Annotated in this window: 10 protein-coding genes, 1 tRNA gene and 1 pseudogene; 3 read left to right on the top strand and 9 right to left on the bottom strand. The window is 69.8% G+C overall.

Annotated features, from left to right (window positions below):
- The 9 genes and pseudogenes from A5711_RS25935 to selD form a co-directional block, all read right to left on the bottom strand.
- A pseudogene (locus tag A5711_RS25935) lies at positions 1-167 on the bottom strand (methylase); the annotation flags it as partial.
- Between the two features lie 99 nt (positions 168-266).
- A complete protein-coding gene (locus tag A5711_RS03105; protein ID WP_067943960.1) occupies positions 267-821 on the bottom strand; it encodes a type 1 glutamine amidotransferase domain-containing protein in 555 nt (184 codons plus the stop codon).
- A gap of 24 nt (positions 822-845) precedes the next feature.
- Positions 846-2,018 carry a zinc-dependent alcohol dehydrogenase gene (locus A5711_RS03100; protein ID WP_067943957.1) on the bottom strand — a complete coding sequence of 391 codons (1,173 nt, stop codon included), beginning with the start codon at positions 2,016-2,018 and terminating at the stop codon, positions 846-848.
- Complete coding sequence (locus A5711_RS03095) at positions 2,015-2,944, bottom strand: SRPBCC family protein (protein WP_067943955.1); 930 nt, start codon at positions 2,942-2,944, stop codon at positions 2,015-2,017. The genes A5711_RS03100 and A5711_RS03095 overlap by 4 nt, the downstream gene beginning before the upstream one ends.
- Positions 2,945-3,125: 181 nt before the next feature.
- Complete coding sequence (locus tag A5711_RS03090) at positions 3,126-4,112, bottom strand: LLM class F420-dependent oxidoreductase (RefSeq protein WP_067943953.1); 987 nt, start codon at positions 4,110-4,112, stop codon at positions 3,126-3,128.
- Positions 4,113-4,157: 45 nt separating this feature from the next.
- Positions 4,158-5,243: an NrfD/PsrC family molybdoenzyme membrane anchor subunit gene (nrfD, locus tag A5711_RS03085; protein ID WP_067943951.1), complete on the bottom strand. Its 1,086-nt coding sequence runs from the start codon at positions 5,241-5,243 to the stop codon at positions 4,158-4,160.
- 7 nt (positions 5,244-5,250) lie between these two features.
- Complete coding sequence (locus A5711_RS03080) at positions 5,251-6,222, bottom strand: 4Fe-4S dicluster domain-containing protein (RefSeq protein ID WP_067943964.1); 972 nt, start codon at positions 6,220-6,222, stop codon at positions 5,251-5,253.
- A complete protein-coding gene (gene fdh / locus A5711_RS03075) occupies positions 6,185-9,508 on the bottom strand; it encodes a formate dehydrogenase (protein WP_231987408.1) in 3,324 nt (1,107 codons plus the stop codon). Before fdh ends, A5711_RS03080 begins: the two co-directional genes overlap by 38 nt.
- A 39-nt stretch (positions 9,509-9,547) precedes the next feature.
- Positions 9,548-10,540 (bottom strand): selenide, water dikinase SelD, encoded by a 993-nt coding sequence (gene selD / locus A5711_RS03065; RefSeq protein WP_067943944.1) that lies wholly within the window; start codon positions 10,538-10,540, stop codon positions 9,548-9,550.
- Between the two features lie 27 nt (positions 10,541-10,567).
- Between selD and A5711_RS03060 the strand changes: the two genes are divergently transcribed.
- From A5711_RS03060 to A5711_RS03050, 3 genes are all read left to right on the top strand, one after another.
- Positions 10,568-10,662 (top strand) — tRNA-Sec (locus A5711_RS03060).
- An 18-nt stretch (positions 10,663-10,680) separates the two neighbouring features.
- Positions 10,681-11,961 carry an L-seryl-tRNA(Sec) selenium transferase gene (gene selA, locus A5711_RS03055; protein WP_067943962.1) on the top strand — a complete coding sequence of 427 codons (1,281 nt, stop codon included), beginning with the start codon at positions 10,681-10,683 and terminating at the stop codon, positions 11,959-11,961.
- A partial coding sequence (locus A5711_RS03050) for a GTP-binding protein (protein ID WP_197520732.1) occupies positions 11,949-12,772 on the top strand: 824 nt, incomplete at its 3' end. The genes selA and A5711_RS03050, both read left to right, overlap by 13 nt.

Below are 12,772 nucleotides of genomic sequence, written 5' to 3'. Positions count from 1 at the left end.
GCGGCGGCGATCGCCACGAATCCGCTGCCCGTACACAGATCGAGTACGCGCCGGCCCGGAATGAGCGCGCTGTCTCGCATCACGTTTACCAGCAATCGGGAATCATCCTGGGGCTGATATACGTTCGAAGCAGCCGAGACAGCGGGTCCTGGATATGTTGTGGTCAACTTTGGCCTTTCGACAGATCGCCGCGGCGATCACTGCTTGGCCTGTGTAATGCCCGCAAACCGGTGGGTTCAAACGGAGTGCGCAAAGGCATTTCTCGGCTAACTCGCAGGCGCATGGGCGAATTGCTTGACAATGGTCGCGCAAAACGCCGGAAGGTCCTTCGGTGAGCGACTGGAGATCAAATTGCCGTCGACGACGACCTCCTCGTCCACCACCTTTGCGCCGGCGTTGCGCAGATCGGTGCGGATGGACGGATAAGACGTCAGCGTGCGGCCCTCTGCCACACCGGCTTCCAGCAGCGTCCAGGGGCCGTGGCAGATCGCCGCAACCGGCTTTCCGGAGCCGACGAAGTCGCGCACGAAGGAGACTGCGGTGCCGTCCATCCGCAGCTTGTCCGGATTCACGGTGCCGCCCGGCAGCACCAGGCCGTCGAATTCGGCGACCGACGCGTCCGATACCGCGCGGTCGACTTTGAAGGTTCCGGCCGGTTCGAGGTCGTGATTGCGAGCCTGGATTTCTCCGGTCTTCAACGAAAGCAGCTCGACTTGTGCACCGGCGTCTTCGAGCGCCGCACGAGGTTGCTCGAGCTCCACCTTCTCCACACCGTCCGCGGCGAGAATCGCGACTTTCTTGCCTTCCAATTCATTTGCCATGGCTATTCCCCTGCTCCCTTTCGATTACGTCGGATTGAGGATGACTTTGGTGCAGCGGTCTTCCTTGTTCTTGAAGATTTCGTAGCCGTGGGGAGCCTGGTCGAGGCTCAGGTGGTGGCTGACGACAATGGTCGGATCGATGTCGCCGATGCGAATCCGGTCCAGCAGCGGGCGCATATAGCGATGCACGTGACACTGACCGGTCTTGATGGTCAGCGATCGGTTCATGACCGCCCCGATCGGGAACTTGTCCATCAGGCCGCCGTACACCCCGACGATCGAAAGGGTGCCGCCGTTGCGGCAACTCATCGCCGCTTCCCGAAGGGCGTGCGGCCGTTCGGTTTCCAGGCGGGCAGCCTGTTTGACGCGGTCATAGGCGTCCACCGGGGCGGACCCGCTGCGCGCTTCCATGCCGGCGGCGTCGATGCAGTGGTCGGGCCCCCGGCCGGCGGTTATGTCCCGAAGCTCCTCGAGGACCGAGGTTTCTTCGAAGTTGACCGGCGTGGCGCCGATCTGCTTCGCCAGTTCGAGTCGATACGGAACACGGTCGACGGCAATGACTTTCGACGCGCCGAGCAGATACGCGCTCATGATCGCGAACAGGCCGACCGGGCCCGCACCCCACACCGCGACCACGTCGCCGGGGGTGATGTTGCACATCTCCGCACCCATGTACCCGGTCGGGAGGATGTCGGACAGGAACAGAACCTGCTCGTCGGTCAGGTCGTCTTCGATCTTCAGCGGGCCCACATCGGCGAACGGCACCCGCGCGTATTCGGCCTGGCCTCCGGCGAAGCCGCCGAGCATGTGCGAGTAACCGAACAGTCCCGCCGGCGAGTGGCCCATGAATTTCTCCGCGATGCCGGCGTTCGGATTGGAGTTCTCGCACAGGGAGTACAGGTCGCGGCGGCAGGCGGAGCATGCGCCACACGCGATCGGGAACGGCACCACCACCCGGTCACCGATGGCCAGGTTGTTGACCGCCTTGCCGACTTCGACCACCTCGCCCATGAATTCGTGCCCGAGCACGTCGCCGTGCTTCACGGTGGGGATGTAGCCGTCGTAGAGGTGCAGATCGGAACCGCAGATCGCCGTCGAGGTGATGCGCACGATGGCGTCGCGATCGTTGAGGATCTTGGGGTCCGGAACGGACTCCACCTGGACGCTGTTGCGGCCCGCCCAGACGGTGGCTTTCACAGGCTTGCTCCTTCATTGGGTTGAGCGGGCTGCTGGTGCAGCTGCCGGGCCGAAGCGGTCCCCTCGGGGGATCCGTCCGAACGCAGCACCTGGCCGGTTTCGAGAATCTGCTTGAAACGGCGGAGGTCGTCGTTCACTTGCTGTTCGGGGGACTCGCCGAACAGGCTCGCCGCGGCCTTCCCGAACAGGCCGCCGGGGATGTGATAGCCGATCCTGACGCGGACTTCGGTGCCGTCGCCGGTGGCGGTGGGCGTGAACTCGACGCTGCCGCCGTTCTCGATGACCGAGCCGGGCAGCGACTGCCACGCGATGCGCCTGTTGGTGTCGTCCTCGGTGATCTGCGCGTCCCACTGCACCGACTGTCCGGCCGGGGCGTTGGCGACCCAGTGCGACTGTCCGTCGGCGCCGGGGGTGACCGATTGCAGGTGGTTCATGAAGCTGGGCAGGTTTTCCAGGTCGCGCCAGAAGCGGTACACCTCTTCGGGCGGGCGCCGCACGGTGACCGCCGCGCGCAGCATGCGGTGCCGGGCGCCGTTCACGTGCCGGCCGCCGCGGTTGACCGTGCGCAGTGCCGTGTAGAGGTCCAGCCCGCCGATGCCGGCGAGCACGACGCTCGAAATGGTGCCCTGCCGCCGCCGTCCGGGAGCGCGGGCGGCCACCCCGGCCAACAGCAGGCCCATATCAAGGACGTCGCCTGCCACCCGGGTCCACACCAGCTTGTCGGGGCCGCCCAGCAGCGCGGCGCCGTGGCCGCATTCGCGCGCGCCCAGCGCGCGGATGACCCTTCGTGACCGCGGGGTGTCGTCAACCCCCGCAAGAGCAGCAACTTTTCCGGGTGCGATCAGCTCGCTCAGGCCCAGCCCGAAACTGGCGCCGCTGAGTGTCTTGACCAGAACGGAGGTGGTGGTGGCGGATCGATCGCCCATCGTCAACTCTCCTTGCCTTGCGGCGAATATGAATCAGGGCAAAGTTGCTGCCAGACAGCCGCTTTGCGGATCTTCGGGTGGCCGGCGCCGCCAACCGGTGTTCGCGCGCCGCATCACCCGTACCCACCGGGTGCGCACGATTGAAGCCGGATACCCGGGTAGATACCACCCAAACGTGGGATTAACCCGCCGCGTCACGCAGTGCCGCAAGCAAAGGCTCGGCGGCTTCGGACAGGAAGAGGTCCTGCGACTGGCCACCGACCTGGACGAGCGCCACATCGGTGAACCCCGCCTCCCAATAGGGCCGGACGGCCTCGACGATCGCGTCCAGGTCGGGGCCACAGGGGATGGAGTCGGCGACATCTTCGGGCCGGACGAATTGGGTCGCGCCGGCGAACCCGGCCGGCGTCGGCAGGTCCGCGTTGACCTTCCAGCCGCCGGCGAACCAGCGGAACTGCTCGTGGGCGCGTTTGATCGCGGTCTCGCGGTCGGGGTCCCAGCACACCGGGATCTGGCCGACCACGCGTCCGCCACCGGCCAGGTTGGCGGCCTGGCGCGCGGCGTGCCAGGCGTCGACGAGTTCCCCGTCCGGCTCCACCGCGACGAAGTGGTCGGCCAGCCGGCCGAATTTGTCGATGGCCTTGCCGCCGCCCATTGCCACCGCGATGCCGACCGGAACCTCGGGCACGTCCCACAGGCGCGCGGAGTCCACCTGGAAGTAGTCGCCGGTGAAGTTCACCAGCTGGCCACCGAACAACTCGCGGATGATCTTGATGGCTTCGCGCAGCATGTCCTGGCGACGTTCGACGGTCGGCCAGCCCTTGCCGATCACATGCTCGTTGAGGTTCTCGCCGGTGCCCAGGCCCAGGGTGAACCGGCCGTCGGACAGGATCTGCACAGTCGCGGCCTGCTGAGCGACGACCGCCGGGTGATAGCGCATCGTCGGGCACGTCACGTAGGTGTAGAGGTCGACCCGTTCGGTGGCGTGCGCCACCGCGCCCAGTACGGTCCAGGCGTTGGGCGCATGCCCCTGGGTGGTCAGCCAGGGCGAGAAGTGGTCGCTGCACACCTCAAAGTCGAAACCCCGCTCTTCAGCTGAAACAGCCTGCCGTACAAGGTCTTTGGGTCCACTCTGCTCGGTCATCAGAGTGTAGCCAAAATTCGTCATGTTCCTATACTTACCCCGGTCCGCCTCGCGCAAACCGCGGCGCGCTCAGCCCGCGGTGGTGATCGAGTCGCCGGCGGTCCCGGCGGCCCGGCGCGCCGCCAGCCGGCGCTTCTGCGGTTCGATCGTGTAGCGGGGGTCGCGGGCCGACTCCAGCCCCGCCTCGAAGAAGCCGAACCGCAGCATCGCCGACGCCGCCAGCAGGGCCAGGCCGGACAGGGCGGCCACGCCGCGATGCCGTCCGCCGAGCAGTGCGCCCAGACCTCCCGCGGCGGCCAGCCGTTCGCTCCAGGCCAGCAGCCGGCCGGGACGACCTTCGTGTAGCGGTTCCCTGGTCACCGGGTCCATCCGGTACTCGGTGAACCTGGCGGAGATCAGGTCGGCGACCGCGCCGATGACGGCCAGCCTGCGGGCGGGCCCGGCCTCGGCGACCGGGGTGGTGATCATCGCCAACCCCGATGCGGCCAGGCTCGCCGAGCTGACGAACACGAACGGCAGGTCTCGGTACGCGGCGTTCCACGTTGGGGTGGCGGTGTCGGTGAGCAGCACCGCCGTGTAGACCGCAAGCGGCGGTGCGAAGACCGCGGCTTCCAAGCCGGCCGGCCCCTCCACGGCGCGCAGGACGGGGCGCAACGGCCCCAACGGAATTCGCTCACCGGTCATCCGGTCGACCTCGGACGCCGCGGCCACCCCGATGCCGGCGCTGAACAAGCTGAGGATCCACGAGCCGATGCTCATCGGTGAGGTGAGCTTGACCGTGCGCAGCATGTTCACGAAACGCTCGGGCCGGCCCAGGTCCTTGACCAGGGCGACCGCCCCCACCATCACCGCGACCAACGCGGACAGCCTGGCGTTGCGGCGCAAGGTGTCTCGCCCGGTGAGCTGCGCACCCGCCGCCAGCAGGCCGGACCCGCCCGCGACGCCACCCAGGAACAAATACGCCGCAACCTCGTGTCCCCAGGGCGCGGGCTTGACCACCGGGCGCCCGTAGTACGAGCTGAACTCGACGTCCGGGACCATCGGCATCTCGCGCGCACCGTCGCCCCCGCCCCGGCGGCCCGCCCGTTTGCCCCTGCGGCGCTTGCCCCCCGTCGGCTCCGGCGGACGCAGGCTGTCGTATTCCGAAGTGCTCATGGGGTTTTCACCGACCCTTCCAGAAGGCCAGCGCCGCGGCGGCGAACATCCCCGCCGCGGCCAGGCTCGCTCGTTTGAACATCTGGGGCAGGTCGGCCGTGCACACGCGCGGGTCGGGCGGCAGGCCGTAGACCTCCGGCTCGTCGAGCAGCAGGAAGATCGACCCGGTGCCGCCCACGCCGTCGCGTTCGTTGGCGCCGTAGAGGCGGGCCTCCGTCAACCCCTGGGCGTGCAGCGCGGCGACCCGGTCCCGGGCCGTGACCACCAGGTCGTCGTGGTCGCCGAACTTGATCGACGTGGTCGGGCAGGTCTGGGCACACGCCGGGATCTGGTCCTCGACCAGGCGGTCGTAGCACAGCGTGCATTTCTGGGCGACGCCGGTGGCCGGCGTTTCGGCGGGGCGGCCGGGTCGCTGCGCCGGTGTCGTGTACGTGCCGTCGCTGCGACGCTCCACCACGCCGAACGGGCACCCGGCCACGCAGGTTCCGCACCCGTTGCAGACGTCGTCCTGCACGACGACGGTGCCGAACTCGGTGCGGAACAACGCGCCCGTCGGGCAGACGTCCAGACAGCCTGCGTGCGTGCAGTGCTTGCACACGTCCGACGACATCAGCCAACGGAATTCGGGGGTGTCCGGCGGCGTGACGTCCGGGCGCGGCGGGTTGCCAGGGAGCGCCGGCATGCCCAAATCGGTTAGGGCGCGCCCGGATTCGCGTGCCTGCTCGATGCGATCACGCCCTTGCTCGATGAACGCCACGTGCCGCCAGGTGCTGGCACCCAGCGCGCCGGTGTTGTCATAGGACGAACCCAGCAGCTCCAGGTCGCCGTCGCGGGGGTTGCGGTTCCATTCCTTGCACGCGACCTCGCAGGCCTTGCAGCCGATGCAGATCGAGGTGTCGGTGAAGAATCCCTTGCGCGGCTTGGGTTCGACCCAGCCGGCGTCACTCGTCGGGTCGGTCGGTCCGCTCAGCTGACCCATCTGTTCCCCCTTCCCAGACGCCGTCGCTGATCCGCACGTTGCCGGTTTCGGTGGTGGCCCCGGAGCGGGACTGATACTCGGCGATAAGGCGCAGCAGGTCCTCGCCGTGGGGCCGGCGGCCCGGGCGGATGTCGCACGAGCCGGCCTTCGACTCCTGGATCTGCACGTTGGGGTCGAGTGTCACGCCGAGCAGGTCGTTGGCCGCGTCCCCGCTGACCACCGCGTCGCTGCCCACACCCCAGTGGTACGGCAGGCCGATCTGGTGCACCGTGTGGCCGTTGATCACAAGCGGGGCAACACGTTTGGTGACCAGCACCCGGGCTTCGATCGCCGCGCGCGGCGATACGATGGTGGCCCACCCGTACGGCTCGAGTCCCCGTTCGGCGGCCAACTCCGGGGACACCTCGCAGAACATCTCCGGTTGCAGCTCCGACAGGTAGGGCAGCCAGCGGCTCATCCCCCCGGCGGTGTGATGCTCGGTGAGCCGGTAGGTGGTGAACACGTACGGGTACACGTCGGCCCCGGGCTCCCCGGCGCTCGGCGCGCTCAGATTGTCCTTGCGCGGGAAGGTGATTCGGCCGGGGTTTCGCTGCTGCGGATAGAGCGCGTTGGCGACCGGGGATTCCTGTGGTTCGTAGTGCGTGGGCAACGGGCCGTCGACGAGACCCTTCGGCGCGAACAGCCAGCCCTTGCCGTCGGCCTGCATGACGAAGGGGTCGTCGCCGGCGAGCGCGTCGGGACCGCCGACGTCCGGGTCGGGCCGGCTCCCCGGCGCCCGGTCGGCGACGAAGTCGGGCACGTCGTAGCCGACCCACCGTTGCTGTTCGGCGTCCCACCACACGTACCGCTTGCGTTCGCTCCACGGGTTGCCGTCCGGGTCGGCCGACGCGCGGTTGTAGAGAATCCTCCGGTCGGCCGGCCAGGCCCAGCCCCACTCGTGCTGGCTCGGCGACTCACCGCCGTGCGGGACGCGCCGTGCGGCCTGGTTGGTGGCGTTCGCGTACACGCCGGTGTAGATCCAGCAACCGGCGGCGGTCGACCCGTCGGCGCGCAGCTCGGTGTAGGAGGACAGCGGGGCGCGGTCCGCGGTGTGATACCCGTTGATTTCGGCCAGCACGGCTTCGCCGTCGGGCTCGCCGTGCTCGTCGGTCGGGTAGTCCCACGTCAGGTCCAGCAGCGGACGGTCGCGCTCATCGGTCGACCCGGCCAACCGCTGCCTGATCCGCTTGCCGAGTTCGAAGAAGAACTGCAACTCGCTCTGGCACTGGCCCGGCGGCTCGACGGCCTTGTGCCGCCACTGCACCAGGCGCTGGGTCTGGGTGAACGATCCCGCCTTCTCCACGTGCGTGGCGGCGGGCAAGAAGAACACCTCGGTCTCGATGTCCTCCGTTTTGAGTTCGCCCGAAGCGATTTCGGGCCCGTCCTTCCACCAGGTGGCGGACTCGATCAGGTTGAGGTCGCGCACCACCAGCCATTTGAGGTGGGACATGCCCATGCGCTGCATCCGGCCGTGCGCTGACCCGACCGCCGGGTTCTGCCCCAGCAGGAAGTAGCCCTCGACCTCGTCGGCCAGCATGCCCATGACGGTCTGGTACGTGCCGTGCGGGCCGGACAGCCGCGGCAGGTAGTCGTAGGCCCAGTCGTTGTCCTCGGTGGCCGCCTCACCCCACCACGCCTTGAGCAGGCTGATCGCATAGGCGTCGGAGTTGGCCCAGAAGCCCTTCTGCTTCTTCGACCCCACCGCGTCGAGATAGTCCGCCAGGGTGTCGTGCGTGCCCGCCTTGGGCATCGCCAGGTAGCCGGGCAGCAGGTTGAACAGCGTCGGGATGTCGGTCGAGCCCTGGATGGTGGCGTGGCCGCGCAGCGCCATGATGCCGCTGCCCGGACGGCCGACGTTGCCCAGCAGGAGCTGCAAAATGGTTGCGGTGCGGATGAATTGGGCGCCCAGGGTGTGCTGCGTCCATCCGACGGCGTAGGCGAAGCAAGTGGTGCGCTCGCGGCCCGAGTTCTCGACGATGGAGCGGGCCAGGTAGTCGAAGTCCTCGCGGCTGATGCCGCACACGTCTTTCACCATCTCCGGGGTGTAGCGGCTGTAGTGGCGCTTGAGGATCTGGAACACCGTGCGCGGGTGCTGCAGGGTCTCATCGCGTTTGACGCGGGCATGGGCGAGCGGGGGCCCGCCGCTGCCGTGCTCCTGCCCCGCCCCGCTCTGCGCGGCGGTGGCGCCGTGCGTGTGGCCGCCGCCGGCGGACTCGATCTGGCCGTTCCCCTCTTCGTCGTACGCCCACGTCGACGTGTCGTACTGCCCGGTCTCCGGGTCGAACCCCGAGAACAAGCCGTTCAGATCCTCGGTGTCCCTGAACTTTTCGTTGATCAAAGTGGCGGCGTTGGTGTAGGCGACCACATACTCGGAGAACCACAGATCGTTGCTCAGGATGTGGTTGATCAGCGCGCCAAGCAGCACCACGTCCGAACCGGCCCGGATCGGGATGTGCTTGTCGGACACCGCCGAGGTGCGGGTGAAGCGCGGGTCGACGTGGATCACCCGAGCGCCGCGGGCGCGGGCCTCCTCGACCCACTGGAACCCGACCGGGTGGCACTCGGCCATGTTCGAGCCCTGGATGACAATGCAATCGGCGTTGGCCATGTCCTGCAGTGTTTGGGTGGCGCCGCCGCGCCCGAAGGAGGCTCCCAGACCGGGAACCGTGGCGGAGTGTCAAATCCGGGCTTGGTTCTCGATCTGAATGGCACCCGCGGCGGTGAAGAGCTTTTTGATGAGGTAGTTCTCTTCGTTGTCCAGGGTCGCCCCGCCGAGCGCGGCGATGCCCATGGTGCGGCGCAGCAGGTTGCCCTTCTTGTCGATGTCCTGCCAGGTGTGGCGGCGGGATTCGACGAACCGGTCGGCGATCATGTCGATCGCGGTGTCCAGCTCGAGGGGCTGCCATTCGGTCGCCCGCGGCGGACGATAGAGCACCTGCAGCTGCCGGCCCGGCGAGTTCACCAGCTGTTCGCTGGCGGCGCCCTTGGGGCACAGGCGGCCCCGCGAAATCGGCGAGTCCGGGTCGCCCTCGATCTGGACCACCCGCTCGTCCTTGACGTAGACCCGCTGGCCGCAACCGACCGCACAGTAGGGACAGATGCTCTGCACCACCCGGTCGGCCGTCGTCGTGCGGGGCGTGACGGCGCGCGTCCGCTTCGAGGTGACGGCCGACCCGCGGCCGAGCTTGTCGCCTGAACGCAGCTGGCGCAGGACGGGCCATTCCAAGAAAAGCTTCCGCATAGCCATGGCCTTTACCCTAGTGCGCGCCGGCGAAACCGCACTCGCTCAGCGCACCACGATCGTGTGCTCGCCGCGGGGCACCAGCTCCCCGATCACCGGCGCGCCCGGGATCTCGCCCGCGATCAACAGCCCGCCCGAGGTCTGCGCGTCCGCGAGCAGCAGCGCCTCCTCCGCGCTCACCGCGGACAGGTCGGCGTGCGGGGCGACCCAGTCGAGGTTGCGCCGGGTACCGCCGCTGACGTAACCGGCCGCCAGCGCCTCCCGCGCGCCGTCCAGATAGGGCACCGCCGCGGCGTCGATCATCGCCGTCACGCCGCTGGCCCGCGCCAGCTTGTGCAGGTGCCCGAGCAGCCCGAAACCCGTTACGTCCGTAGCGCATTCGATGCCGGCGGCCAGGGCCGCCGCGGCCGCGTCGGCATTCAGCGTTGTCATCACCCGGATCGCCTGTTCGAAGCGCTCGCCGGTCGCCTTGTGCCTGCTGTTGAGCACCCCGACGCCGAGCGGCTTGGTCAGTGACAGCGGAGTGCCGGGCCTACCGGAATCGTTGCGCAGCAACCGGTTCGGGTCCGCCAGGCCGGTGACGGCCAGCCCGTATTTCGGCTCCGGGTCGTCGACGCTGTGCCCGCCGGCGAGGTGGCAGCCGGCCAGGCCGCAGACGTCCAGCCCGCCCCGCAGCGTCTCGGCCGCCAGCTCGAACGGCAGCACGTCACGCGGCCAGCCCAGCAGGTTCACCGCCACCACCGGACGTCCGCCCATCGCGTAGACGTCGGACAGCGCGTTGGTGGCCGCGATGCGGCCCCAGTCGTAGGCGTCGTCCACCACGGGCGTGAAGAAGTCGGTCGTCGCGATCAGCGCCGCGCCCCCCTCGATAAGCACCGCCGCCGCGTCGTCGCCGTGGTCCAGGCCGACCAGCAACTCGCCGGCCGGGTCGCGCGGCGCGCTCGCCCCCAACCCGCGGACCACATCCTCGAGCTCACCGGGCGGGATCTTGCACGCACACCCGCCACCGTGGGCGTACTGAGTCAGTCGATACGTCACGCGTCCATACTTATCCCTATGGTTCGAGGAGGCGTGTCCGGTCTGGTGACCGGCGCGGTCTTCAAAACCGTCGAACGGCAGACGCTGCCGCTGGCGGGTTCGATTCCCGTCCGCCTCCGCCATACTTCTTCGAGCCCGACATGACCGACCCGCGCCGGCGGGTGCCGCGTACCGACACGCTGCTCGCCGATCCGCGCCTGGTCGAGGCCCAGCGGGTGCTGGGCCGCGATCTGGTGAAGTCCGTGATCGCCGACGCGCAGCAGCGGGCGCGCGCCGGGGAGATCGAACCCGAGCGCGTCGCCGAGCACGCCGTCGCCGCGCTGCCCAGCACCGCGTCGAGCCTGCGGCCGGTCATCAACGCCACCGGCGTGGTGGTGCACACCAACCTGGGCCGGGCGCCGCTGTCGCGGGCCGCCGTCGACGCGGTGGTCGCCGCGGCCGGGACCACGGACGTCGAGCTGGACCTGGCGACGGGCCGCCGCGGCCGCCGGGGCCGCGGGGCGCTGGCCGCGCTGGCCCGGGCGGTGCCCACCGCCGACGCCGTGCATGTGGTCAACAACAACGCCGCCGCGCTGCTGTTGACGGCCCTGACGCTCGCCCCGGGCAAGGAGATCGTGCTCAGCCGCGGCGAGCTCGTCGAGATCGGGGACGGGTTCCGCATCCCCGAGCTGTTGGCCTCCGCCGGATCCCGGCTGCGCGAGGTCGGTACCACCAACCGCACCGGCCTGCGCGATTACGCCGAGGCGATCGGGCCGCAGACCGGTTTCATCCTGAAGGTCCATCCGTCCAACTTCCACGTCACCGGGTTCACCTCGGCGGTCGGCGTGGCGGAGTTGGCGAAACTCGGTGCGCCCCTGGTGGTCGACATCGGCTCCGGCCTGCTCTGCCCGCACCCGCTGCTGCCCGACGAGCCCGACGCCACGTCGACCCTGCGCGATGGCGCCGACCTGGTCACCGCGAGCGGCGACAAGCTGCTCGGCGGCCCGCAGGCCGGCCTCCTGCTGGGCGCCGCCGAGCTGATCGAGCGGCTGCGCCGGCACCCGGCGGCGCGCGCGCTGCGGGTGGACAAACTCACCCTCGCCGCTCTGGAGGCGACCCTGACCGGCCCGCCAACCCCGGTGGCCGAGGCGCTGGTCGCCGACGTGGCGCAACTGCGGTCGCGCGCCGAGGCGCTCGCGGCCACGCTGCCGGGCGCCGAGGCGGTGGATTGCGTCGCGGCCGTCGGCGGCGGTGGGGCGCCGGACGTCCGGCTGCCCAGCGCGGCGGTGAGCCTGCCCGAGTCCTACGCCGCCGCGCTGCGCGCCGCCAGCCCGCCGGTCGTCGGCCGCCTCGAGGCGGGCCGGTGCCTGCTCGACCTGCGCACGGTCGCTCCCGAGGACGACGCGCGGCTGGCGGCGGCGGTGCTCGCATGTTCGTCATAGCCACCGCCGGGCACGTCGACCACGGCAAGTCCACCCTGCTGCAGCGGCTCACCGGCATGTGGCCGGACCGGCTGGCCGAGGAGCGGCGCCGGGGCCTGACCATCGATCTCGGCTTCGCGTGGACCGAGCTCAACGGACGCCGGCTGGCGTTCGTCGACGTGCCGGGCCACGAACGGTTCGTGGCCAACATGCTCGCCGGGGTGGGCCCGGTCCCGGCCGTGATGTTCGTGGTCGCCGCGACCGAGGGCTGGATGCCGCAGTCCGACGAACACCTCGCGGCGCTGGACGCCCTCGGTGTCCGCCACGGGCTGCTGGTGATCAGCAAGGCCGACCTCGCCGACCCCGGCCCGGCGATCGAGCAGGCGCGAGAACGGTTCGCCGCCACCTCGCTCGCGGGGGCCGCCGTCGCGATCGGCACCGACCTCGAGCGGGTGCGCGCGGAGCTGCTGGCACTGACCGACCGGCTGCCGGCCCCGGACCCAGACGCCGACGTGCGGCTATGGGTCGACCGGAGCTTCACCGTCCGGGGCGCGGGCACGGTGGTGACCGGCACCCTGGCGGCGGGCACCGTGCGGGTGGGCGACGAGCTGGAGCTCGCCGGGCGGCGTGTCACCGTGCGCGGGCTGCAAACGCTGGGCCGGGATCAGGCCGCGGCGGGCCCGGTGTCCAGGGTCGCGCTGAACCTGCGGGGCGTGGACCGGCGGGACATCGGGCGCGGCGACACCGTTCGTACACCGGGCGTGTGGCGCGACACCGCGGAAATCGACGTCGCCCTGCGCTCGGCGGGCACGCTGCACCGCCAGCTCGTGCT

It is taken from the genome of Mycobacterium sp. E2238 (assembly GCF_001672665.1).
GTDB lineage: Bacteria > Actinomycetota > Actinomycetes > Mycobacteriales > Mycobacteriaceae > Mycobacterium.
Note: the sequence above shows the minus strand (reverse complement) of the source record. Positions and strands in the feature narration are given on the sequence as shown.